At 65.6% G+C, this 23,051-nt stretch carries 24 protein-coding genes; 10 read left to right on the top strand and 14 right to left on the bottom strand.

Features of this window, described 5'->3' with window-relative positions:
• Positions 1-15: 15 nt before the first annotated feature.
• From LFT44_RS20440 to LFT44_RS20415, 6 genes are all read right to left on the bottom strand, one after another.
• Positions 16-2,298, bottom strand: coding sequence for a heavy metal translocating P-type ATPase (locus tag LFT44_RS20440; protein WP_236800338.1), 2,283 nt, complete (start codon positions 2,296-2,298; stop codon positions 16-18).
• Between the two features lie 27 nt (positions 2,299-2,325).
• The gene (locus tag LFT44_RS20435) at positions 2,326-2,565 is read right to left on the bottom strand and encodes a heavy-metal-associated domain-containing protein (protein WP_236800337.1); all 240 of its coding nucleotides are present in this window, start codon (positions 2,563-2,565) and stop codon (positions 2,326-2,328) included.
• Between the two features lie 52 nt (positions 2,566-2,617).
• Positions 2,618-2,983 carry a metal-sensitive transcriptional regulator gene (locus LFT44_RS20430; RefSeq protein ID WP_236800336.1) on the bottom strand — a complete coding sequence of 122 codons (366 nt, stop codon included), beginning with the start codon at positions 2,981-2,983 and terminating at the stop codon, positions 2,618-2,620.
• 315 nt (positions 2,984-3,298) lie between these two features.
• Entirely contained in the window at positions 3,299-3,811 is a 513-nt protein-coding gene (locus LFT44_RS20425; protein ID WP_236800335.1) for a universal stress protein, read from the bottom strand.
• Between the two features lie 98 nt (positions 3,812-3,909).
• Positions 3,910-4,689, bottom strand: coding sequence for a class F sortase (locus tag LFT44_RS20420; RefSeq protein ID WP_236800334.1), 780 nt, complete (start codon positions 4,687-4,689; stop codon positions 3,910-3,912).
• Positions 4,690-4,800: 111 nt separating this feature from the next.
• The gene (locus LFT44_RS20415) at positions 4,801-5,574 is read right to left on the bottom strand and encodes a hypothetical protein (protein WP_236800333.1); all 774 of its coding nucleotides are present in this window, start codon (positions 5,572-5,574) and stop codon (positions 4,801-4,803) included.
• Between the two features lie 276 nt (positions 5,575-5,850).
• Between LFT44_RS20415 and LFT44_RS20410 the strand changes: the two genes are divergently transcribed.
• The 8 genes from LFT44_RS20410 (at position 5,851) to LFT44_RS20375 (ending at position 12,372) form a co-directional block, all read left to right on the top strand.
• Positions 5,851-6,051 (top strand): hypothetical protein, encoded by a 201-nt coding sequence (locus LFT44_RS20410; protein WP_236800332.1) that lies wholly within the window; start codon positions 5,851-5,853, stop codon positions 6,049-6,051.
• 67 nt (positions 6,052-6,118) lie between these two features.
• Positions 6,119-7,228 carry a WD40/YVTN/BNR-like repeat-containing protein gene (locus LFT44_RS20405; RefSeq protein ID WP_236800331.1) on the top strand — a complete coding sequence of 370 codons (1,110 nt, stop codon included), beginning with the start codon at positions 6,119-6,121 and terminating at the stop codon, positions 7,226-7,228.
• Complete coding sequence (locus LFT44_RS20400) at positions 7,188-7,508, top strand: MoaD/ThiS family protein (RefSeq protein ID WP_373462134.1); 321 nt, start codon at positions 7,188-7,190, stop codon at positions 7,506-7,508. The genes LFT44_RS20405 and LFT44_RS20400 overlap by 41 nt, the downstream gene beginning before the upstream one ends.
• Positions 7,509-7,663: 155 nt before the next feature.
• Positions 7,664-8,446: an ABC transporter ATP-binding protein gene (locus tag LFT44_RS20395; protein WP_236800329.1), complete on the top strand. Its 783-nt coding sequence runs from the start codon at positions 7,664-7,666 to the stop codon at positions 8,444-8,446.
• Entirely contained in the window at positions 8,433-9,143 is a 711-nt protein-coding gene (locus tag LFT44_RS20390) for an ABC transporter ATP-binding protein (protein WP_236800328.1), read from the top strand. The genes LFT44_RS20395 and LFT44_RS20390 overlap by 14 nt, the downstream gene beginning before the upstream one ends.
• A gap of 6 nt (positions 9,144-9,149) precedes the next feature.
• Positions 9,150-10,031 (top strand): branched-chain amino acid ABC transporter permease, encoded by an 882-nt coding sequence (locus LFT44_RS20385; RefSeq protein WP_236800327.1) that lies wholly within the window; start codon positions 9,150-9,152, stop codon positions 10,029-10,031.
• Positions 10,031-11,119 (top strand): branched-chain amino acid ABC transporter permease, encoded by a 1,089-nt coding sequence (locus LFT44_RS20380; RefSeq protein WP_236800326.1) that lies wholly within the window; start codon positions 10,031-10,033, stop codon positions 11,117-11,119. Before LFT44_RS20385 ends, LFT44_RS20380 begins: the two co-directional genes overlap by 1 nt.
• Positions 11,116-12,372: an ABC transporter substrate-binding protein gene (locus tag LFT44_RS20375; RefSeq protein ID WP_236800325.1), complete on the top strand. Its 1,257-nt coding sequence runs from the start codon at positions 11,116-11,118 to the stop codon at positions 12,370-12,372. Before LFT44_RS20380 ends, LFT44_RS20375 begins: the two co-directional genes overlap by 4 nt.
• Here LFT44_RS20375 and LFT44_RS20370 read toward each other — a convergent pair whose 3' ends face one another.
• The 6 genes from LFT44_RS20370 to LFT44_RS20345 all read right to left on the bottom strand — a co-directional run bounded on the left by LFT44_RS20370 (position 12,373) and on the right by LFT44_RS20345 (position 18,912).
• Positions 12,373-12,993: a PadR family transcriptional regulator gene (locus tag LFT44_RS20370; protein WP_236800324.1), complete on the bottom strand. Its 621-nt coding sequence runs from the start codon at positions 12,991-12,993 to the stop codon at positions 12,373-12,375. It abuts the gene before it with no gap.
• A 69-nt stretch (positions 12,994-13,062) separates the two neighbouring features.
• The gene (gene ligM, locus LFT44_RS20365) at positions 13,063-14,475 is read right to left on the bottom strand and encodes a vanillate/3-O-methylgallate O-demethylase (RefSeq protein ID WP_236800323.1); all 1,413 of its coding nucleotides are present in this window, start codon (positions 14,473-14,475) and stop codon (positions 13,063-13,065) included.
• A gap of 38 nt (positions 14,476-14,513) precedes the next feature.
• On the bottom strand, positions 14,514-15,386 hold the full coding sequence (gene purU, locus LFT44_RS20360; protein WP_236800322.1) for a formyltetrahydrofolate deformylase: 873 nt from the start codon (positions 15,384-15,386) through the stop codon (positions 14,514-14,516).
• 12 nt (positions 15,387-15,398) lie between these two features.
• Positions 15,399-16,295, bottom strand: a complete 897-nt coding sequence (locus tag LFT44_RS20355) for a methylenetetrahydrofolate reductase (RefSeq protein ID WP_236800321.1) — start codon at positions 16,293-16,295, stop codon at positions 15,399-15,401.
• Between the two features lie 114 nt (positions 16,296-16,409).
• Positions 16,410-17,900, bottom strand: a complete 1,491-nt coding sequence (locus tag LFT44_RS20350; protein WP_236800320.1) for an aldehyde dehydrogenase family protein — start codon at positions 17,898-17,900, stop codon at positions 16,410-16,412.
• Positions 17,901-17,946: 46 nt separating this feature from the next.
• Complete coding sequence (locus LFT44_RS20345) at positions 17,947-18,912, bottom strand: VOC family protein (RefSeq protein ID WP_236800319.1); 966 nt, start codon at positions 18,910-18,912, stop codon at positions 17,947-17,949.
• Between the two features lie 252 nt (positions 18,913-19,164).
• Here LFT44_RS20345 and ligM (LFT44_RS20340) point away from each other — a divergent pair, with 252 nt between their 5' ends.
• Both ligM (LFT44_RS20340) and LFT44_RS20335 read left to right on the top strand, forming a co-directional pair.
• Positions 19,165-20,577 (top strand): vanillate/3-O-methylgallate O-demethylase, encoded by a 1,413-nt coding sequence (gene ligM / locus LFT44_RS20340; protein ID WP_236800318.1) that lies wholly within the window; start codon positions 19,165-19,167, stop codon positions 20,575-20,577.
• Positions 20,567-21,391 carry an NAD(P)-binding domain-containing protein gene (locus LFT44_RS20335; protein ID WP_236800317.1) on the top strand — a complete coding sequence of 275 codons (825 nt, stop codon included), beginning with the start codon at positions 20,567-20,569 and terminating at the stop codon, positions 21,389-21,391. Before ligM (LFT44_RS20340) ends, LFT44_RS20335 begins: the two co-directional genes overlap by 11 nt.
• 29 nt (positions 21,392-21,420) lie before the next feature.
• On the opposite strand, the gene LFT44_RS20330 is transcribed toward LFT44_RS20335, so the two are convergent.
• The gene (locus tag LFT44_RS20330) at positions 21,421-21,657 is read right to left on the bottom strand and encodes a hypothetical protein (protein ID WP_236800316.1); all 237 of its coding nucleotides are present in this window, start codon (positions 21,655-21,657) and stop codon (positions 21,421-21,423) included.
• Positions 21,658-21,762: 105 nt separating this feature from the next.
• Positions 21,763-23,013, bottom strand: a complete 1,251-nt coding sequence (locus tag LFT44_RS20325) for a pyridoxal phosphate-dependent aminotransferase (protein ID WP_236800315.1) — start codon at positions 23,011-23,013, stop codon at positions 21,763-21,765.
• Positions 23,014-23,051: the final 38 nt, after the last annotated feature.

The following is a 23,051-nucleotide window of genomic DNA, read 5'->3' as shown; positions in this document are numbered from 1 at the left end:
CTCCGCTGCCTGCCGCTACTTGCCGAAGCTGCGCAGGCGCAGTGAGTTGGCCACCACCAGGACGGAACTGGCGGCCATGGCGGCGCCGGCGATCATCGGGTTGAGCAGCCCCAGTGCAGCCACCGGGATCCCCACCGCGTTGTAGAAGAACGCCCAGAAAAGGTTGGTCTTGATGGTGCCCAGGGTCTTCCGTGACAGTTCGATGGCTTGGGCCACCTGGTGGAGGTCATTGCCCATCACCGTCAGGTCCGCCGCTTCGATGGCCACGTCCGTTCCCGACCCCATGGCAATGCCCAGGTCGGCCTGCGCCAAGGCCGCGGCGTCGTTCACGCCATCGCCGGCCATGGCCACCGTGGCACCCCGGGACTGCAGCTGTTTCACCGCTTCCACTTTTCCTTCGGGCAGGACGCCGGCGTAGACATCGCCTGGCGCGATGCCGACGGCGGCAGCCACCCGGGCGGCGACCGCGGCGTTGTCCCCGGTCAGCAGGATGGGCCGCAGGCCCAGCGCCTTCAGCCGGGTGACGGCGGCGGGGGAGCCTACCTTGACACTGTCCCGCAGGCTGATGATTCCGGCCGGCGTGCCGTCCACCGCCACGCAGATGGCCGTGGCACCCCCTTCTTCAGCGCCGGCCAGCTGGGCCCGCTGGCCTGCATCCAGGACAACACCACGCTGCTCCAGCCAGCCGCTGCGCCCGGCCATGACCTGCCTGCCTTCAACGGTTCCCGACACTCCGCCGCCCGGGGCGGAACTGAAGCCCTGCACCGGCGGCAAGGTGCCGGCGTCGTTCGCTGCAGGTGCGGAACGTGCCCCGGACGCTGCAGCCGCGATGGCGCGGGCCACGGGGTGCTCGGAGGCGGCCTCCACTGCCCCGGCGAGTCGGAGGACGTCCTGTTCCGTGAAGCCGGGGAACGCGGAGGTGGTGTCTACGGCCAGGATGCCGGTGGTCACTGTCCCTGTCTTGTCCAGCAGGATGGTGTCTACGGTGCGGGTGTCCTCCAGAACCTGCGGGCCCTTGATCAGGATGCCCAGCTGGGCACCCCGGCCGGTGCCCGTGAGCAGACCCACCGGGGTGGCCAGTCCCAGGGCGCACGGGCAGGCAATCACCATGACGGCGACGGCGGCGGTGAACGCCTGGCGCAGGTGCCCGCCGTCAGCGTCGGGGCCGGCCGCCAGGAGCCAGAGCACGAAGGTCAGGACGGCAATGCCAAGGACCACCGGCACGAAGACGGAGCTGATGCGGTCCGCGAGCCGCGCGATCGGGGCTTTACCGGTCTGGGCCTGCGACACGAGCCGGGCCATCTGGGCAAGGGTGGTCTCCGAGCCAACCCGGGTTGCCCGCACCAGGAGGCGGCCGGACGTGTTGATGGTGGCACCTGTGACGCGGCTGTCCGGGCCCACCTCGACCGGTACGGACTCGCCGGTCACCAGCGAAGCGTCGACGGCGGACGCACCGTCCACCACCACGCCGTCGGTGGCGATCTTCTCGCCCGGGCGGACCACCAGGACATCGCCCACCTGCAGCCGGTCCGCCGGGATCTTCTGTTCGCTGCCGTTGCGCAGGACAGTGGCATCCTTGGCGCCCAGGTTCAACAGGGCCTGCAGGGCATCGCCGGCCTTCTGCTTGGCGTTCGCCTCCAAGTACCGGCCCAAGAGCAGGAAGGTGGTGACTACCGATGCAACTTCGAAGTACAGGCCGCCGGGCATGCCCTCCATCCCGGGGTGCTCCGTCATTCGCGGGTCTGCCAGCAGCTGCCAGGCCGAGAAGAGGTAGGCCGCCGCCACCCCGAGCGACACCAGCGTGTCCATGGTGGAAGCAAAGTGCCGGGCATTGATGGCGGCCGCCCGGTGAAAGGGCCAGGCCGCCCACGTGACCACCGGCAGCGCCAGGGCCGCGGCCGCCCAGCCCCAGTTAGCGAACTGGAAGGCGGGGATCATGCTGATCATGAACACCGGGACGGTCAGGACAGCCGCCAGGATGAGGCGGGGCCGGAGCCGGGAAGCCGGGATCGCAGCGACCTGGTCCGCTGGTCCCGCCTCAGGAGCCACTGTGTGCTGCGGCCGAAGTGTGGCCTTGTAGCCTGCGGCGTTGACCGTATCCACCAGCTGTTCGTCGGTTATTCCCGCCGGGACCGTGACGTGGGCTGACTCCAGGGGCAGGTTGACCGTTGCTGCGACGCCCTCAAGCTTGCCGAGCTTCTTTTCCACCCGGTTGACGCAGGAAGCGCAGGTCATCCCCTGGATGTCCAGTTCGACGATCCGGGTTCCCGGCGGGTGCAGCAGTTCTTGGTGGCTCATATCAGCTTTCCGGTGTCGGAATGGTTCTTAGGCTTCGTTGGCGACCACCAGGTAGCCTGCCTCGGCCACGGCTTCCCCGATGTCAGTGGGTGAGAGTTCCTTGTTTGCGCTGATGGTCACGGTGGAGATACCGCCGGCGTTCAAGTCGACCTTTACTTCTTCGACGCCTTCGATGGCTTCGAGTTCTTCGCTGACAGCCGATACGCAGTGCCCGCAGGTCATGCCGGAGACGCTGATGGTTGTGGTGGTGGGGGAGGTGGTGCTCATGGCTTGCTCCTTCTGTAGGTTCCGGCGGTGGCCGGGGGATTGTGGGGTGGTGTCAGCGAAGCAGCCGACCGATGGCGTCGGCGGCTTCCTTGACCTTGGCGTCGATGGCTTCAGCGCGGGCGTCCGGGTCCGGCTCGGAGGCTGCACCCACCACGCAGTGGCCGATGTGCTCTTCGACCAGACCAAGGCTTACTGCGTGCAGGGCCTTGGTGACGGCGGCAACCTGGGTGAGGATGTCGATGCAGTACTTGTCTTCATCCACCATTCGGGCAATGCCCCGGACCTGGCCCTCGATGCGCTTGAGGCGGCGGAGGTACGCGTCTTTGTTGCCCGTGTACCCGTGCTGCGGGGCAACATGCGCCTCTTCGGGAGCTTGATCAGCTGCCGCGGCGGCGACGGCTTCTTCGATAGCCTTCATGAGATCAACGTATACCCCGGTAGGGTATAACCGCAAGTACCCCCAGGGGGTATCAATCGTGTCCTCGGCGCCTCCCCGGCGCCTACGGGGGGCTGCGGGCTGCGCTGCGGGGGCACAAAAAAGCTCCGGAGTGCGTTATTGGGGGATACGCACTCCGGAGCAGCTTTTGGGCAATTCCGGCTTCCACCGAGGTGGAGCGGCCTTGCTTGAATCAGCTTACTGGCTGGTAGTGGCGCTGCGCCAGCATCCCGAATAAGTACTTTCGCTTTACTTTAAGCTCCCTGCATCGGCGCGGATTTCCGTGCCGATGAGCGCCTAGGGACGGTCTTCGTGGGCCGGCTTCCGGTAGGGGACCACCAGCACCGGCCGGCTTTGGTGGTGGCTGAGCCACGCGCCGACGGACCCGTTGAGGGCCTCTGAGAGCCGGTGCGAAAATCCGCGTTCGGAGGTGCCCACGATGATGATGGGGGCGTCGAGTTCGGCTGCCACCTGGCCCAAGGCGCGGGCCGGATCCCCGGTGAGGGTGCGGAAGGACCAGTCCAGGGAGGCACCCTCTGATGCCAGTTTGTCCACGACGGCCTGGACATGTTCTTTCAGTTCTGTTGCCAGGGCCAGCATGTCGTCATTGGCGTGCGGGTCGCGCGAAAGCCGGTGTGCGGAGCGGGCAGGATCCCATTCCACCAGGTAGCTTGCTTCATCCACGTAGGCGCAGACCAAGGGTGTGCCCAGCCGGGCAGCCAGGGTCGCCGCGGTTTGCAGGACTTCCGGGTGCTGTTTGGGCATGATTCCCACCAGTAGCGGGGTGCCGTTGAAGTATTCCCCTGTCATGGGGCCCATTGTCCGTCCGGCGAAGGGGTGTGAACAGGTACGTTCGGCCCGGAAGGGCCTGGAGGTCGCGGAAACCTCCGGTGCCGGGCGCGGAGCGGCTAGGAAGCGGCAGGGTACGCCGTGACCACAACATTCTTGCCCCAAGGGTCCTCGGTGTAGCAGCTGATGAGGACCAGCCGGTTGGGCACCATGTCCCACACGGGGCTGTCCTTGAGGCCGGACTTCAGGTACGTCCTGATGCTTTCCACCTGGTAGCTGATGGTCCCGGCTGTGGTTTCGACATCGAAGCGTTCCCCGACGGCTGCGGCTGAGCTGAGGTGGTTGAAGGGGGCGTCTGCGCCTTCCCAGCTGTGGCCGATCACGTAGGTGGTGTTGCTGGAACCACTGCCCGGGATGCCGAACGGCGTCAGCCAGTATCCGTCCTTGGTGGCGGGGGGTTCGATGGTCCGGCTGGACTGCGCTTCACCGTCCAGGTCCAAGGGGTGGACGGCTACGTCGAACTCTGCGGATGGATACCTGATGCGGAGGGGCTGGGCAGCTGCGGGAAGGACAGGTGCTGCCGCAACTTCCGTGGGCATCGTGCGGGCGGTCTGGGAGGCTGAGGCTGGATCCTGTGCGGCAATTGCAGCAGGAATGCCCGTCCCGGCGATGGGAGCCGGGCCACCCGGTGCCCCGCCACCAGCGATGACCACGGCAGCTGCAGGACCATTCCCAACGGACAGCGGCGGCGCCGGGTGGAAAAGCGGAGCACCAAGGGTGAACGACAGGAACGCGAGGATGCCGCAGAACAGGATGGCCACGTCCCCACGGTTCGATGTTCCCCAGGCACGCTGCCAAGTGTGCCTGGGCGCTGCGTGCCGGCTCCGGTCCTGTGGCATGGCACTCCTCGTTGGTTAGTGGCCTTGGCTGGATTGGAAGGAAGGCGCCCTGCCGGGCACTGGCAGGACGCCTTCCTTGTCAGGGGGCCACGGGTTCGTGGCGGATTGCGGTTAGCCGGCGTTGTTCAACGGACGCGACCGGCGGCGGGCTGCCACGGCTGCGCCTGCCGCAGCAAGTGCTCCCACCCCTGCCAGCCAGCCCTGGCCGCCGTCGGAAGCTCCCACTGCGGTCTGGGCGTTGTAGCCCTGGTTGGTTCCCACGCTGACTGGTGCGGGCGCGGCCTTAGGTGCTGCCTTCGCTGCCGCGGCAGCCTGCTTGGCAGGCGCGGGCTGTGCCGGGACCTGGGCCGCCACGACCGGCGACTTCACCTCAGGCGATTGCACCGCAGGGGTTTCCGCAGCGGGCTGTTCCACTGCGGGCGGGACGACGACAGCGGGTGGCTGCACCACAGGTTGGTCAACGGTGATCGGCACCTCGGTGGGCGGCGGCGTCACCGTGGGTTCCTCCGTGGGCGGCGGCGTCACGGTGGGTTCCTCCGTGGGCGGCGGCGTCACGGGAGTAACGACGACGACGGGCGGCTGCTCGGCAGGCGGCGTCACCACAGGAGCGGGCACCTCGCCGGGCGGCAGCGGCGCGCACTGGGCGGCGTAAAGTTCCTTTCCGGCGGCGGTCCAGTTCTTGCCCTCCGATTTCGACGTCGGCGGGATAATGTCCAGCGGATGCTGGTCGTGACCGCCCAGCGCATTGATGCTGAACTCCAACGGCGCCCAGGTGGTGCCGTCACTGTGGCAGACGATGACTTTGTCTCCGGCGGCCAAGGCAGGTGCTGTGAGGCTGATGAGGCCGAGCCCCACCACCCCCAGTGTGGCTAAGGTGCGTTTCATCTTTTTCCCCATCTGTTTGTGAAACGGACCATGGCGGGGACAGGCCAGCGGTTGCGCCGTATGCCCCAGCGGCACGGTCAGCTTGCTTTGAGATTTCAGGCTAGGGAGGCCGCAGGAGCCAGTCGCGAGTAGGGGGTACTCGTCTTTTCCGGCCCCTGGCAGGTCAAGTTACTTGCCGGTACCCAAAACGCTGCCACGTTCCACCTGCTTAAGTGCCGGCATCTTGTCGGTCCCTCTGGCCGTGCCTAACGTTTTAAGTGTTAGGGAGGGGGAATCGTGGAAATCTTCATGTGGTGGCTGGACCTGGACCTCGCCAGCAAGGAGTGGCTGCGGCAAAACCTCCGTGCGGAGGAGCTGCCGCTTCCCGTGCTTCAGGGAATCGCCGAGGCGGGAGGTCCCCATCCGGGCAATCCAGCCGCCGTGCTGACCGCCGCCGACTGGGACTTCATCGAGACCCAGTCTGAGTTCGTGGACTGACCCCTCCCGCCCGGGAGGGGAACCGAGGGGCTGAAAACCGTTGCGCGCCAACCGATCCGGTGGTTGCATGGTCCGGATGGCAACGGAGGCAGAATCATTTGTCCTGGCAATCGGTACCAAAAAAGGGCTGTGGCTTGCCACCAGCCGGGACAGGCAGGAGTGGTCCCTCACAGGCCCGCATTTCCTGATGTCGGAGATTCCCAGCATCGGAATCGATACCAGGGAAGGCCGCACCCGGATTCTGGTCGGCGTCCGCAGCCCGCACTGGGGCCCCACGGTTGCCCACTCCGATGACCTCGGTACAACCTGGACCGAGCCGGAGCAGGGCGCCATCAAATTTCCCGAAGATACCGGCGCGGCGGTGGAGCGCGTATGGCAGATCTACCCGGACGCCGGGTCCCGGCCGGGAGTGGTCTGGGCGGGGGCCGAACCCATCTCCCTCTGGAAGTCCACGGACGGCGGGGAGCACTTCGAGCTGAACCGCGGCCTGTGGGACCACCCGCACCGCAGTGAATGGGGAGCCGGCTACGGCGGGGCGGCGGCGCATTCCATCGTGGTTGACTCCTCGGGTGAGACCGTCCATGTCGCCATGAGCACCGGCGGCGTCTACCGCTCGGACGACGGCGGAACCTCCTGGGAAGCGCGCAACAAGGGGATCTCGGCCTACTTCATGCCGGACCCCAATCCGGAGTTCGGCCAATGCGTGCACAAGATCGCCGCGGATGCCGCCGTCGAAGGCCGCCTCTACGCGCAGAACCACCACGGCGTCTACCGGACGGACGACAACGCGGACAGCTGGAACTCCATCGCCGGGGGGCTGCCCGCAGACTTCGGCTTCGTCATGCTGACCCATCCCCGCCGCGACGGCACCGCCTGGGTGGTCCCGCTGAAGGCCGACGGCGAACGCATCCCTCCGGACGGCAGGCTCGCCGTCCACCGCACCGACGACGCCGGGAACACCTGGAAGCGCCTCAGCGCCGGCCTCCCGGAGCACGAATACAACAGCGTGCTCCGGGACGCGGCGTCGGTGGACGCCGCCGAACCAGCCGGGGTGTACTTCGGCACACGGGGCGGCACCGTCTACGCGAGTGCGGATGAAGGGGAGACGTTCAGGGAGGTGGCATCCCACCTGCCTGATGTCCTGTGCGTCCGGGCGGCAGTGGTGGCCGGTGCCTGAGATTGCGCTGCTGCTTCCCAGCGTCCTGCAGCCCTTGGCCGGCGGGCAGTCCGTACTGGTTGCGCCGGCTGACGGGCCGGTGACGGTGGCAAGCCTGCTTGATGCGGTTGCCTCTGACTATGCCGTGCTGGGCCGGCGGCTGCGTGACGAGACGGGCGCACTGCGAAGGTTCGTGAACATATATGTCGACGGCGATGAGGTGCGGCGGCTGCAGGGCCTGGACACCGAGGTGCTGCCTGGCCAGGAAGTCCTGGTGATCCAGTCCGTCGCCGGCGGCTGAAGTACCACCCCTCCACGGGAAATTCGCGCTTCATCGGACGCAGCGAGTTCAAGCCAAAATCGTTGACAATTTCGTCCGCCATCCGTAGCGTCGGTTTCGTGCAGTACTGATCGGCTGCATCCATTCCTAGCGATGATGCGACAGGAAGGTACAGGGTGGCTGCGAGCCTGAGCCTCAAGGACGTCAACCTGCACTTCGGCGGGGTTAAAGTGCTGCAGGACGTCAGCTTCGACGTCGAGCCCGGCGTCATTTTAGGCCTGGTGGGCCCCAACGGTGCAGGCAAGACGTCCCTGTTCAACTGCATCAGCGGCCACTACAAGCCCAGCTCCGGGGCGATTTCCATCGACGGGACAGAGGTCTCGGGCAGCACTCCGTCCCGGCTGGCCCACCTGGGCCTGGCCCGCACCTTCCAGCATCCAGCCCTGCAGTTGAACGCAACAGTCCTGCAGAATGTGCTCCTTGGCGCCCACACCCGGCTGCCCGGCGGTCCCATATCCTGGGCGCTGCGGCTGCCGCGCACCGTCCAGGCGGAGCGGGCAGTCCGCACCGAAGCACTGGAACTCCTCAGCCGGGGAGGGCTCGGCTGGGCAGCAGAGCTGCCGGCCGATGAACTCTCGCACGGTCTGCACAAAGGCATCGAGCTGTGGCGGGCGCTTCTTTCACGGCCGGCGTTGCTCCTGCTCGACGAGCCTGCGGCCGGACTTTCCCACGGCGAAGTGGAACAGCTCATCGCGACGGTCAAGCGCCTCCGCTCCGAGCAGGACATCACCATCATCATCGTGGAGCACCACATGGGACTGATCTCCGCGCTCACCGACCAGGTTGTGGTGCTGGACCACGGACGCAAGCTGATGTCGGGCACCGCGGCCGAGGCGCAGTCCGATCCCCGCGTGGTCGAGGCTTACATCGGAAAGGACGCCGCGGATGACGCTGCTTGAGCTCAAGGACGTCACCGCGTCATACGGGCCTGTGCAGGTGCTGGACGGGGTCTCGCTGAGTGTTCCGGAAGGCGGGTCCGTGGGGATCCTGGGCGCAAACGGCGCCGGCAAGACCACAACCTTGCGGGCCATTAGCGGCACGGTCAGGACGGGCGGGACCATCAGGTTCGACGGCCGTGACATCCGTGGCCTCCGGTCGGACCAGGTGGCGGCCCTGGGAATTGCCCACGTTCCGGAAGGCCGTGGCACCCTGGGGCAGCTGAGCGTCCGGGAAAACCTGTTGGTGGGCGCCTATCTCCGCAGGGACCGGAAGGCCATTGAAACGGACATTGAGTACTGCCTCGATCTGTTCCCGCAACTACAGGACCGGGTGGGCTCCCGGGCTGCGGCACTGTCCGGCGGGGAGCAGCAGATGCTGGCCGTGGGCAGGGCCTTTATGGCCAAGCCCAAGCTGCTGCTGCTGGACGAGGCATCGCTGGGGCTTGCGCCCGGCACGGCCAAGACTGTGTACCAGGCCATCCGCCGGCTGCGGCTCGAATCCGGCATAGCCATGCTGGTGGTGGAGCAGAACGCGAACCTCGCGTTCTCACTCGTCGATACTGCCGCCGTGTTGGAAACAGGCCGAAACGTGCTTACCGGCACATCGGCGCAGCTCAAGGGCATGGACGAGATCCGCCGCGCCTACCTGGGGGGTTGAACCGGCATGGAAACCTTTATCCAACTCGTGGTCGACGGCCTCGCCACCGGTTCCATCTACGCCGCCCTGGCCCTGGCGATCGTGCTGGTCAACCAGGCCACGGGCCTGATCAACTTCGCCCAGGGCGGCATGGCCGTGCTCTCCGCCTACATTGCCTACGTCTTCGTCCAACTCGGCCTGCCCATCATCGTCGCCATCCTCATCGCCGTGGTGCTTTCCTTCGTCTTCGGCGCGCTGGTGGAGCGTTTCCTGGTCCGGCGGTTTGAACGCGGCGACCCGGACACCGCGGTGGTGGTCACGATTGGACTGCTCACCCTCGTCACCGGCATCTCGGCGGTGCTGTGGGGCTACAACAATCTCGCGTTTCCGTCGCTCTTTCCCCTGACCAGCGTGGAGATCCTTGGGGCGGTGGTAAGCGTCAGGTCGCTTGCCACCGCGGTGACCATCGTGGTCATCATGGTGGTCCTGCAACTGCTCTTCCTCCGTACCAAGCTGGGACTGGCCCTCCGCGCCGTCGCCGACAACCCGTCGTCGGCCGCTTTCTCCGGGCTTCCCGTGGGCCGGCTGCTCATGGTGGGTTGGGGGCTCGCGGCCACCCTCGGAGCCATCGCCGGCGTCCTGGTGGCACCGCAGCTGACGCTGACCCCGGGCATGCTGGACACCGCCCTGGTCTATGCGCTCGCCGCCGTCATCCTGGGCGGCCTGAACAGCCCCATCGGCTGCGTGGTGGCGGCCTCCGCGATCGGTGTCCTGGAGAACCTGGTGGCCGTCTACGTTCCCCTGATTGGCCACGACCTCAAGATTGCGGTGCCTTTCGTGCTGATCTTCGTCATCCTCCTCCTCCGCCCGCAGGGCCTGTTTGGCAGGAAGGTCGTGGTGAGGGTCTGATGAGCACAGCTGCTGCCACCGTACGCCGCCGGCGGGTCCGGCTTGTCCTTGTTGCCGTTGTGGCGGTTCTGCTGGTCGCCGCGCCACTGATCCTGCCGGCGTTTGCAAACCAGACCCTGGTCCGCATTGGGGTCTATGCGGTGGCGGTGCTGGGGCTGAACATCATCATGGGATACACGGGCCAGGTCAACCTCGGACAGATCTTCTTTGTGGGCCTGGGCGCCTACGTCACCGCGTACGGCGTCAACCATGGCTGGAACATCCTGCTGGTGTTCGTTGCTGCCTGTGCCATAGCCGGCGTGGTGGGGCTGCTGGTGGCGCTCGCTGCTGCGCGCCTTGGCGGCCTGGCCATTGCGATGGTCACCATCGCACTGCCGATCGTCGGCGTCCCCCTGGCCAAACGGCTCGCCGATTTCACGGGCGGCTCCCAGGGAGTCTCCGCGCGGTTCACTGATGCCCCCGACTGGTCGGGGCTGGCAAACGACCAATGGCAGTTCTACATTGTGCTGGTGGTGGTAGCCGGAGCATTCCTGCTGGCCCGGAGCCTGGTCCACGGCAAGTACGGGCGGGCCTTCGCGGCGGTCCGTGAAAATGAGGCTGTTGCCGCCTCGATGGGCATTTCGCCCTACCGTACCAAGGTCCTGGCCTTCACCATTGCCTCCGTATTCGGCGGTGCAAGTGGTTTCCTGTACCTCGCAGCGGTGCAGTACACGTCTCCGGAGACCCTCAACTTCGGACATTCCATCAGCCTCCTGGCCGCCATGGTCATCGGGGGTGCGGGAAGCATTGCAGGTTCGCTTCTGGGCGGGGCCTACTACGTCTTCGTTCCGCAGTTGACCAACGCCATAGACCCCAACCTCACCACCGTCAGCCAGGGCGCGATCCTTCTCGCAGTGCTGTTCCTGTTGCCAGGGGGCCTGGTCAGCCTGCCCAGAGTGGTCCGCAGGCTCACCCGCCGTCCTCCCGCCCGGCGTTCCACATCCCGCCCTGCGGCGGAGACTTCCCAGCAGACCACTCCCGCACATCGTCCGGTACCGGATGCTGCGCCGGAGGAACGTGAACAAACAGAGAGGCAGGATGGACCATGAAGATGAGAAAGAAGCCGGGCGGAGTACTTGGCATTGTGGCCTTGACGGCCGCCGTCGCGCTCTCCCTGTCCGGTTGCAGGGGCGACAGCGGGGGCCAGGGCGGCGGCTCCGCGTCCTCTCCGGGGATCACTGACTCGGCGATCACGCTGGGGATCACCACTCCGCTCAGCGGCGCAATCGCCGGGCCGGGCAAGTGCACCGTCGCCGGGGTCTCGGCGTACTTCGGAGCGGTGAATGCCGCGGGCGGGGTGAAGTTCGGCGACGGCAAGACCCGGACCGTGAACATCAAGTCCTACGACGACGCCTACGATCCCCAAAAGTCCCTGTCCAACTTCCAGCAAATGGTCTCTGACAACGTGTTTGCTGCCACCGCCGGCCTGGGAACGCCCACCAACCGGGCGTTCCGCGACGCCGCCATCAGCCAGAAGGTCCCGCAAGTGCTGGTGATGACCGGCGACCCGCTGTTCAGCGACCGGAAGCAGAGCCCCTGGCAATTGGGCTTCGTGCCCATCTACCAGAACGAGGGCGCGGCGTTCGGGAAGCTCCTGGCGAAGTCGGGTGCGCAGCACAAAGTTGCCATCCTGTCGCAGAACGATGACTACGGCAAGGGCTACGTCGCGGGCTTCAAGGACGCAATCAAGGGCGCGTCCAACATCTCCGTGGTGGGCGAGCAGACGTACGAGGCGACTGACACTTCGGTGGATGCGCAGCTCACCCAGCTCGCTTCCTCCGGGGCGGACGTCTTCTTCAACGCCATGTCCATCACGCCGCTCACCATCGCGGCCCTCCAGAAGGCGCAGCAGATCGGCTGGAAGCCCAGCTGGTTCCTGCCCTCCAACACCTCAAGCCCAACCGCCATCCTGGAACCCGGCGGTGGCTCCGCCTACCCTGGCATCTACTCCGTGTCATTTGCCAAGGCCCCGCAGAGTCCGGCATTCGCCAAGGACTCCGACGTCGTGAAATTCCTTGACGAACTGAAGAAGTACGGGAACTACCCGGACGTGCCGGCGTTCCCGCACTGCATGTGGAGCTACATGGTGGGGGCCACCCTTGAGAAGGCGTTCCAGAACATGAAGGAGCCCACGCGGGACAGCTTCATGACGGCGCTGCGGGACATCAAGGACCTGAAGGCGCCGCTGATGCTCGAAGGGACGTCGGTGGACACCACAGTCGATGGCCAGCCGGCGGTGTCCTCCGTGGTGGTGCAGAAGTACAACGGCAAGGGGTATGCGACTGTTGAAAACGTTGGCTGACTAGGCCGGGGACGCGCTGGGCACCGGCGTGGCGCGTCCCGGGGATTCCAGGGTGTCGATGAGCTCGAGCCCCCGCCGCGCCCACGCTATCTCAGCGTGGGCCCGGTCCACCAGGCCTTCGTATGTGAACCGCTTGAAGGCGATGGTGCGTTCCCGGTCCGCGGGGTCCGTTACGGCCAGGCGGCGCACCAGCATCGGATTGTCCACCTGGGCGATGCGCTGGAGTTCACCCTCCCACTGGGCAAGCTCGGCCTCCCACTGTTCCTGATGCCGCCGAAAAAACGCGCGCGCCGTCTCCGGCGATGCCGCCTCAAGGTAGGCGGCACGCAGGTGCGCAGGGTCGCGGACCCGCGCGTATTCCAGCGGGGTCTGCATCCAATCCAGGAAGGCCTGGTTCCCGGCTGCCGTCACATGGTAAACCCGCCGGGTGGCGCGCTGGCCCCTGGGCTGCTCCTCACCTTCGATGAGGTGCTCTTCCTCCATCTTGCGCAGCTCAGGGTAGATCTGCGAGTCCGGGGCGTGCCAGACGTGCCCCACGGACATGGAGAACTGTTTCTGCAGTTCGTAACCTGACAGCGGGCCGACGCGCAGCAGGGCCAGCAGCGCGTACCGAAGGCTCATGCGGTACTCCTCCAAGGGCTCAAGGAAAGTGCGGGGGCGGCTGCACCCCCGCACTTCAGGGTCCCCAGCCTAGGCCGACTGGTAGTTCGTCCGCCACCCGCCGTGGTAGGTGGCGCGTGCCACGGTGGAGTAGGGGACGGGGCTCACTACGGCCCGCACTTCAGTCTGCACATGGGGTTCGACGGCGGCCTTGGCGGTACCGCCGTTCGGCTCGCCCCAAACGACCTTCAGTTCCGTGCCTTCGGGAACGTTGGGATCGATGGTTGCCAGCGAGAGTGCGCGCCGTTCGTTTGCGCTGTAGCCGGTGAACATGGAGTACCCCACCACCGTTCCGTCGGCGTCCACCACTGAGTCGTAGTTGGCTGAGCCGTAGTTGGCCAGGGGCAGGTCAAAGAACTTGTAGCTGGGCCCCCCCACGTTGAACAGCGACGCGAAGATGGAGGTGACATCTTCTGCGTCCCAGGCCAGGGTGACCTTCTTGCGCTGCATGGCCGGATCGATCCGTTCGAGTGCGTCACGGCCGATGAAGTCGTGATCGAATTTGACGAACGAGCCGTAGCCCAGCTCCCACGGAGTGAGGTAGTAGTCCTCGATGTTCCCGGACACGAACGAGCCCGCCAGGGTTCCGGTGGCTTCATATCCGTCCGCGGGCAGCCATTCGCGGTAGCCGCGCTCGGCTTCGCCGCTGTAGATGGCCGGCAGCGGCGACGGGATCCAGCCGGACTCCAGGGTATTGGACGGGTAGGCGCGGGAACCCACGGGCACCAGCCCGAACTCGGCACCTGCCTCTACGATTGCATCCCGGATGCGGTCGTGGTCCGCGTACGGGCCCCAGACCTCCAGGCCCGGAGCGCCGGCCATGCCGTGCCGCAGGGTGCGGACCGTGGTCCCGGCGATGGTCATGGTGGACATGTTGAAGAACTTGAGCTGCTCCAGTGCGCCCCCGTTGAGCTTTTCGATGACCTGCCAGGCATTGGGGCCCTGGATTTGGAACCGGTAGTACTGGCGGGTCACGGGATGCCCGTACGGCCGTGACGGGGACCGCCGGTCCACGGTGATGTCCAGGTCCCGGTAGCCGCCTGTCTCGCCGTGATAGAGCAGCCAGTTTGCTGCGGGTGAACGGCCGACATATACGTACTCGTCCTCCGCCTCGTGGAACAGGATGCCATCACCGATGACGTGGCCGGACTCCGTGGTGGGCACATATTGCTTGGCCTTGTTCACGGGGAATACGGCGGTGGAATTGATGGCGGTGGCGGTGATCAGCTTGATGGCATCCGGGCCTTTCATGAACAGGTTGTCCATGTGGTGGGACTGGTCGTAGAGAACGGCAGTCTGCCGCCACGCGGTCTGCTCCTTGATCCAGTTCTGGAAATCGGCCGGGACCACAGGATAGATGTAGGAGCCGATCTGGGAGTTGCGGAGGAGGTCCACCGCCCCTTTGGACGCGTCCAGGACTTCCTGCAGATTTTTCGGTGCCACGATGAACCTCTTGTTCTGTGTTGGATTGTTGGTGGGTATCAGAAGACGATGGTTTGGTTGCCGTGCCGGATGACGCGGTCCTCGGCATGCCACTGGACAGCGCGTGAGAGCACTGCCCGCTCTACGTAGGCTCCTCTGGCCTGAAGGTCCAGGGCCGAGTGCGCGTGCGTCACGCGGGCCACGTCCTGCTCGATGATGGGCCCCTCATCCAGGTCCTTGGTCACGTAGTGCGACGTGGCGCCGATCAGCTTCACCCCCCGCTCCTTGGCCTTGCGGTAGGGCGCTGCGCCCACGAATGCGGGCAGGAATGAGTGATGGATGTTGATCAGCGGAACGGCTGCCGCGTCCAGGAAATCGGGTGACAGGATCTGCATGTAGCGGGCCAGCACCACGAAGTCCACGTTGCCGTCCAGCAGCTGCAGGATCTGTGCCTCGGCCACCGACTTGTCCGGCCCTGCTGAAGGGACGTGGAAGAACGGGACGCCAAAGGAGCGCACGTCCTCCGCGGTATTCGTGTGGTTGGAGATCACCATGGGTATGGTCACGGGTAGTTCGCCCCTCCGGTGCCGCCAGAGCAGTTCCAGCAGGCAGTGGTCGGAGGTGGATACCAGTATGGCCATGCGCTTGGGTATGGAGCGGTCCGTCAGCGTCCAGGACAGGCCCAGCGGGGCGAGGGTCTTGGCTACGTCGGCCTCGATTTCGGGCAGCGCCGCCGTCAGGTCCGGACGGTTGAATACAACCCGCTGGAAAAAGTCACCGGACGAAGGATCGCTTGAGTACTGGTCCAAGGAGACGATGTTCCCCTTGTTCCGGGTCACCAGCGCGGCCACGGCAGCCACGATGCCCGGCCGGTCCGGCCCGTGGACAATCAGGCAGGACTGGTCCTTCCGGGACTCTGTATGCAGGACCATTGATTCCCGTCCCTAGCGATCTTCGGCCGTGAAGTGCCGGACCCAGTTTGCCGTCGCCAGCAGGCCGCCGAACGTGTAGAAGTGCAGGCCGAGCTGCGGGGGCAGGTGCTGGTCCTGCCCGGGTGCATGCTGCGCAAGCACGGCAGCCAGGTCGTTGACGAACCGGTCAGGTCCCGCGTCTCCCATGAGGTTGGTCAGTGAGAAGCCGTATTTCTTGACGATCATCGCGTTGGCTCCCACCCCGAACCGGCGCGCAAAGCTGAGGAGCCGCTTGACCCCTGCCGGTCCGGGCGTTCCGACCCGGATAGGTGCCTTGATGCCCCTGGCCCTGACCTCCTCGATCCAGCCGGCGACTGGGCCGGTGTCGAAGGCAAACTGCGTAATGATGAAGGCGCCGAGGTCCTGTGCGGCGAGGGCTGCGGTTTTGTCTTCCACCGCCCGCCAAAGAGTGTCCTTGGGGATATCGGGGTGGCCTTCCGGGTAACCGCCAATTCCCACCTCCCGGACGCCGAACTGCGGCAAGAGCCCGGTGTTGATCAGCGCGAGTGAGTCCCCGTACGGGCCCTCGGGTTCTGCGGGGTCGCCGCCCACCACGAACACGTGCTCGGCGGCGCCCACCTCCTGGAGGCGCTGGAGGAACTTTTCAAGGTCGCCCCTTGATGCCAACCGGCGCGCTGAAATGTGCGGCACGGGGACGAACCCGAGGTCGCGGACAGCCTTGGCCGCTGCTACCCGCATCTCCAGGTCCTCGTTGCCAAGGAAGGTGACGTTGATACGGGTGCCCGGCGGAATCTTGTCCTTTGCCTCGATGAGGGCGGCAATGTCCTTGCCGGTCATTTCCACCGAGAAGTTCTTGATGAGTTCCAGTGATGCTGCGCGGTTGGGGGCGGGCATGATTCGGGTCGCCATCAGCTCATCCTTTCGGCGGGTGCAACGGTGCACCCGCCTCCGACATTACCTATGTCCATAGGTAATGTCGATAGTTATCTACCCAATTTTGACCCTCCTGCTGCCCGCCCGCTCCTAGCCTTCTGCTGCCTCCGGCTCCAGATGGGCGATGGCGCGGGTGTCCTGGAAGGCCCGGACCCCTTCGATGCCCTGTTCCCTGCCCATGCCGGACTGCTTCATTCCGCCAAAGGGCGCCCGCAGGTCCAGCCGCGTTGCACCGTGGTCGTTAACCCAGACGTAGCCGCAGACCAGGCGCCCGCCCACGCGGTCGGCCGCTGCCGGATCGGCGGTCCACACCGAGCCGCACAGTCCCGCCCAGGTCGCGTTCGCCGCCTGCACTGCCTCCTCCTCCGTATCGAACGGGATCAGGGGGATGACGGGTCCGAACTGTTCCTGGGTGACAACCCGCAGTGAGGGGTCCGGATCGATCACCAGCGCCGGACGCAGGAAGTTCCCGCCCCGCAATTCAGGGTCAGAGGGAAGGGTGCCGAACTCCCTGACGTCGGCACCTGCTTCCTTGGCTTCCTCGATGAGCTCGGCCACGAATGCCTTCTGCACGGGGGAGTGCAGCGGACCCATGGTGGTCCCCTCGTCCAGCCCGTAGCCGATGACTGCTTTTTCAAGCCGCTGCGTGAGACCCGCCACCACCTCGTCCAGGCGCGAACGGTGGACGTAGATCCTCTTCGCGTTCATGCAGATCTGGCCAGTGGTATCGAAAATGGCGGCGTAAAGCCGGTCCAGGTGGGTGTCATCGAGGATCGCGTCCGCGAGGATGACGGCGGCGTCGTTTCCGCCAAGCTCCAGCGTCACCCGGGTGAGTGACTTCGCGGCCATTTCCATGATGCGCTTGCCGCCGCCCACACTTCCCGTGAAGCAGACCTTGGCGATGTCCGGGCTGGTGATGAGCGCGGCCATGTCTGCGTCCTTGCCGGTAACCACGTTAAGTACCCCGGGCGGCAGTTTTTCGGCAATCCGCTGGACCACGCGGGTGGTGGCCAGCGGGGCCGTGGGTGGCGGCTTCACGATGGCTGTGTTCCCGGCGAGCAGCGCGTGCGGCAGTGATGCCGCGAGGATGGCAATGGGCCAGTTGAATGGCACGATGACCGTCACCACGCCCAGCGGCTGGAACGTGACCGAGGTGGAGACGGGAATTCCTGGCGCGGGCGGCAGCACCTTGGCAGTGTCGACGTCGGGAGCCAGTTCCAGGGCGAGGTTCCACCTGATTTCGAACACCAGGGAGTCCACCCAGGCTTCCATTCGGATCTTGCCATTTTCCTGGGACAGGATGGCGGCATCCTCATCACGGAAGTCGGCAATGCCCTCCAATGCCTGCCGCATTTGGTCGGCGCGCTCCCGTGCGCTCAGGGCAGCCCACCCGGGGTAGGCGGCCTTTGCCGCAGCGATGGCGTCCTGGACGTCGGCCGGGCCCGCTGCCGCCGCGTGGCCCACGATGGTGCCGGGCTTGCCCGGATCGGCAATGTCCATGGTGGCCGCGGCCTGGCGTTCGGCGCCACCGATGTACAGCCCCGTGGTCACCGGGGCGGACGTGTCCACTGTGTTGGTCATGATGTTGCACCTCTCTGTGCGGTACTGCCGGGATCTTTTAATTTTGTCACTGGCGGATGTTTGGCGTTCCGTGCGTATGGAACGTCTCGATGGTCTTCATGCCCCAGGCCTGGCCCTTTTTGCGCTCCTCCTGGCTCCACTCCACTACCGGTGAGTCCGGGTCCAGCAGCAGGCGGGCCCCGGCGTTGGCCAGTTCGATGCGGTTGCCGCCGGGTTCCCAGACGTAGAGGAAGAATGTCTGGTTGATGGCGTGCTTGTGCGGCCCGGATTCGATGTGGATGCCGTTTTCAAGGAAGATGTCCGCGGCCTTCAAAATGTCCTCGCGGGTATCGGGGGCGAACGCCACATGGTGGAGCCTGTTGCCGTGTTTCAGCCAGTCGTCGGAGTACACGATGTCGTAGGACTTGTTGTTGAAGTGGAACCACCAGGCCGCGTAGCCCCCGTCGTCGAGCCGGATGCGCTCACTCTCCCGCCCGCACAGCGCATGGGCCACGAACTCCCCGTTGGCCACCACGTCCTTCGCGAGGAAATTGATGTGGTCCAGCCGCCGCGCGTTGACGCCCCTGCCGGGGAAAGCCGAGGCTTGGTTCTTCAGCGCGGGTTTGTCGTCCGTTGCCACATACCGTTCGGTTTCGTAGTAGACGCCCATAAGGTGCCCGTCCGGGTCACGGAAGGAGTACGTGGGCCCGGTCCCCACCTCGCCTTCCTCCCAGCCGATGCCCAGGCCGGTGGCTTCAATCGCGGCGACCCTGCGCTGCAGCGCCTCCTGGCTGGTGGTCCGGAAGGTGGTGCGGCCGACGCCGGCATCCTCCGAGGCGGTGAGCTTCAGGGTGTAGAGCTGGTATTCGTCCCACGTCCTCAGATAGGCGGACTTCCTGCCGTCGCTGCTGGTCTCCGCAACGACGCGCATGGCGAGCAGGTCCCGGAAGAACCAGAGGCTTTCGTCGAAGGCGGGGGTCAGCAGTTCGACGTTCCCCAGATGGGCAACGTCGAACGAGGTATACCCGGTCATGGAGCTTCCTCTCTAAGGGGGGGGTGTTCCGGCGTTGAGGCGGGACGCGGGAAAATCTCGTGCCGTCCGATGCCATGGAGTGGGTCACCATAGTGCCTTACGGCCCACGGTCAGTCCTTTCCGGCGAACATTGCCAGAGAATCACGCTCTGGAACTTTGGTCAATACATCCCATACAATTTTGTTAGCAATCGCGCGCCAGCCCTTTCAGGGGTGCGTTTCGGCAGTGCCCACTGAACCGAAGGAGAAAGCCATGGCCCCGAAGTCCCTCCAGGAATTGCTTGATGCAGCAGGCAACACCGTTGATCTCCTGCGCAATTCCCAGCTCGGCACCTATATCTATCCGGTGGTGCCCGCAGAGTTCACCAACTGGCGCCGCGAGCAGCGTGCCTGGCGGGAGACAGCAGTCCTTTACGATCAGTCCCACCACATGGTCAACTTCTTCATGAACGGCCCCGACGCCCTGAAGCTTCTTTCTGACACTGGCATCAACAGCTTCGCCAATTTCCCGGTGAACACCGCCAAGCAGTTTGTACCGACGGCGTCCAACGGCGGTGTGATCGGTGACGGCATCCTGTTCCACCTGGCCGACCAGGAGTTCGTCTACGTGGGCCGGGCACCGGCGGCGAACTGGCTCCAGTTCCACGCCGAAACCGGCGGGTACCGCGTGGAATGCACCTACGATGACCGGTCGCCGTCCCGCCCCTACGGCCAGGCGGTCACCCGGAAGTACTTCCGCTTCCAGATCCAGGGTCCCAACGCCTGGCAGATCATCGAAAAGCTCAACGGCGGAACCCTTGAGCAAGTGAAGTTCTTCCACATGGGCCACTTGAACATCGCCGGGGAGCAGGTGCGCACCTTGCGCCATGGCATGGCCGGGGCCCCGGGGCTGGAAATCTGGGGACCCTACGAACAGCACGGCAAAATCCGGGATGCCGTACTCGAGGCGGGGGCTGAATTCGGAATCGAACCGTGCGGGTCCCGCGCCTACTCCTCGAACACGCTGGAATCGGGCTGGATCCCGTCGCCGCTGCCGGCGATCTACAGCAGTGACGCCGAACGGGCCTACCGTGAGTGGCTGCCGGCAACAAGCTACGAAGCGGTCAATGCGCTCGCGGGCTCGTTCGTCTCCAACGACATCGAAGACTATTACCTCACGCCCTGGGAGCTCGGCTACGGATCTTTCGTGAAATTCGACCACGACTTCATTGGCCGCGACGCCCTCCAGCAGATCGATCCAGCCAGGCAACGGAAAAAGGTGACCCTTGCCTGGAACGACGAGGACCTCGCCCGGATCTGGGCATCGTTCCTGGACCGTGACACCCCGGGCTACCAATTCTTCGACATCCCCAACGCCAACTATGGCTCGTCCAACTACGATTCCGTGGTGGACGCCGACGGCACGGGCGTCGGCCTCTCGCTATTCACCGGGGTCACGGCCAACGAACACCGCGGCCTTTCGCTGGCAACGGTTGATCCAAACGTAGAGCTGGGAACGGAAGTCAGGGTTATCTGGGGGGAGCCCGACGGCGGGTCCCGCAAGACAACGGTGGAGCCGCACGAACAGATCAGCGTCCGTGCCGTGGTCAGTCCCGCCCCTTATGCCGTCACTGCCAGGACCGAATACCACGGGGGCTGGCGAACCGCGGCCGCCGGTGCGCGGTAGCAGGAGGGGGACGGACGGTATCTGGATCGCCGTCCTGGGCCTCGGGGAAGCCGGAAGCATCTATGCGCAGGACCTTGCTGCCCGCGGGCTGAAGGTCACCGCGACAGACCCCGCCGTCGAGGCTGTCCCGCTGGGCGTCGTGCCCGCCGGCTCCATCAGCGAAGCGGTGACGGGTGCAGGCCTGGTGCTCAGCCTGGTGGGAGGACGTGCTGCGGAACATGTCCTCCAGGAGGCGCTGCCCGCCATGGAACCGGGGGCTCTCTTCGCGGACCTGAACACCTCCGGACCGGACCAAAAGCGGCGGCTCGCTGAACAGACAGCCCGCAGGAACGTCCTTTTCGCGGACGTGGCCGTTCTGGCGCCTGTACCCCGCAGCCGGATCGATTCGCCCCTGCTGATAAGCGGCACGGGGGCGGATGCCCTGGCATCCCTCTTCGGCGGTTGGGGCATCCCGGCCACCACCGCAGGAATTGAAGCGGGGGCGGCAGCGGGCCTCAAGCTGCTCCGCAGCGTGTTCATGAAAGGACTGGCGTCGGCCATCCTGGAGTCGGTCACTGCCGCCGAAGCGGCAGGCGCGAAAGAGTGGATGATCGGCCAGATTGCGGGAGAGCTGGGTCCCTCCGGTCCGGCGCTTGTGGCCCGGATGCTTGAAGGTACGCGCCTGCACGCTGAGCGAAGGGAAGCGGAGATGTTGGATGCCCGGGCATTCCTCGAGTCGTTGGGAACCCCGCATCCGGTGACCGATGCCGCCATCGCGTGGCTGCAGTCGCTGGCGCAGATGGACCAGGGGCGGGTTGCGGACAGTCCTTCCTGACTACGTCCGCCTCCCGCTGCCCGGAAGTCCTACGCCACCCGCCAGACGCTGCACTCGTCCGTATTGATCGCCTTGCGGAGGCCGGTGAGCCGGTCCAGGATCCAGACGACGCCGATGCCGGGGGCGGTTTCCTGGACGCTGCCGCGGCGGATCACCACGTCGTCGTAGGACGGCCCCACTGAGAGGCGGGCTTCAATTTCGTCACCGCGGTGGAGCTGGTCCAGGGCGCGGATTCTTGTTACATGCGGGGTCGCTTTCTTCAACATCGGGGCCTCCTGGCTGGAGCTGGTGCCGGCTCTTGCCTGCACTCACCAGTGTGGCCGTGCAATGTTGCGTACCGGTTTCCCCGCTGTTAGGGGCCGGTTAGTTCTTCACTCCGTCACTGTTTCAACTTCGAAGGCCGCCTCACGGTTGCGGTAGGCGGCAAGGAACGTGGAGATCCGGCGGACCGCTTCCTCGATCTCGCGCACCGAGGGAAGGATGACGAAGCGGAAGTGGTCCGGTGTGGGCCAATTGAAGGCCGAGCCGTGCGAGACCAGGATTTTCTGGTCCTTCAGAAGATCCAGGACAAACTGTTCGTCGCTGTCGATCGGGTAAAGCTCCGGGTCCAGGCGGGGGAACAGGTACATGGCGCCCGACGCCGGCACGCACGTTACGCCTGGAATGGCCGTGAGGAGCTTGTGGGCCAGGTCCCGCTGCTCGCGCAGGCGGCCGCCCGGCTGCACCAGGGCCTCGATGCTTTGGTATCCGCCCAGGCAGGTCTGGATGGCGTGCTGCGCCGGGACGTTGGCGCACAGCCGCAGCGAGGCCAGCAGTTCCAGGCCCTCGCGGTAGGCGGCGGTGGCGGCCAGGGGCCCGGTGATGGCCACCCATCCCGCCCGGTAGCCGGGCATCCGGTAGGCCTTGGACAGGCCGCTGAAGGTCAGGCAGCAGACGTCTTCGGCCACGGCGGCGGTGTGGATGTGCTTGGCGTCTTCGTACAGCACCTTCTCGTAGATCTCGTCGGAGAACAGGACCAGGTTGTGCTTCCGCGCCAGGGCCGCGAACTGCTCCAGGATGTGCCGCGGATAGACGGCACCGGTGGGGTTGTTCGGGTTGATGATGACGATGCCCTTGGTGCGGCTGGTGATTTTTGCTTCCACGTCCGCCATGTCCGGCCACCAGTTCTCCGCCTCGTCGCAGAGGTAGTGCACGGGCTTGCCGCCGGTAAGGGTCACGGCAGCGGTCCAGAGGGGGTAGTCCGGTGCGGGGACCAGGATCTGGTCGCCGTTTTCCATGAATGCCTGCAGGCACATGGAGATCAGTTCGCTGACGCCGTTGCCGATCACGATGTCCTCGACGCCGATATTCATCAGGCCGCGGGTCTGGTAGTACTGCGAGATGGCCGTCCGCGCGGTGAAGATGCCCTTTGAGTCGCTGTAGCCCTGGGCGCCGCGCAGGTGGTGGATCATGTCCACCACCACGGACTCGGGCGCTTCCAGTCCGAACGGCGCGGTGTCCCCGAGGTTCATCTTCAGGATCCGGTGCCCTTCAGCCTCCATGTTCTTGGCTGCCTGGAGGATGGGTCCCCGGAGTTCGTACCGGACGTTCTGGAGTTTGCTGGAGTGCTGCATGGCGTGCATGGTTGATTTTTTCACAAACCACGACGGCGGACGGCCGG

The sequence above is a fragment of the Arthrobacter sp. FW306-05-C genome, assembly GCF_021801725.1.
Lineage (GTDB): Bacteria > Actinomycetota > Actinomycetes > Actinomycetales > Micrococcaceae > Arthrobacter.
This window is presented reverse-complemented; position numbering and strand designations above follow the sequence as displayed.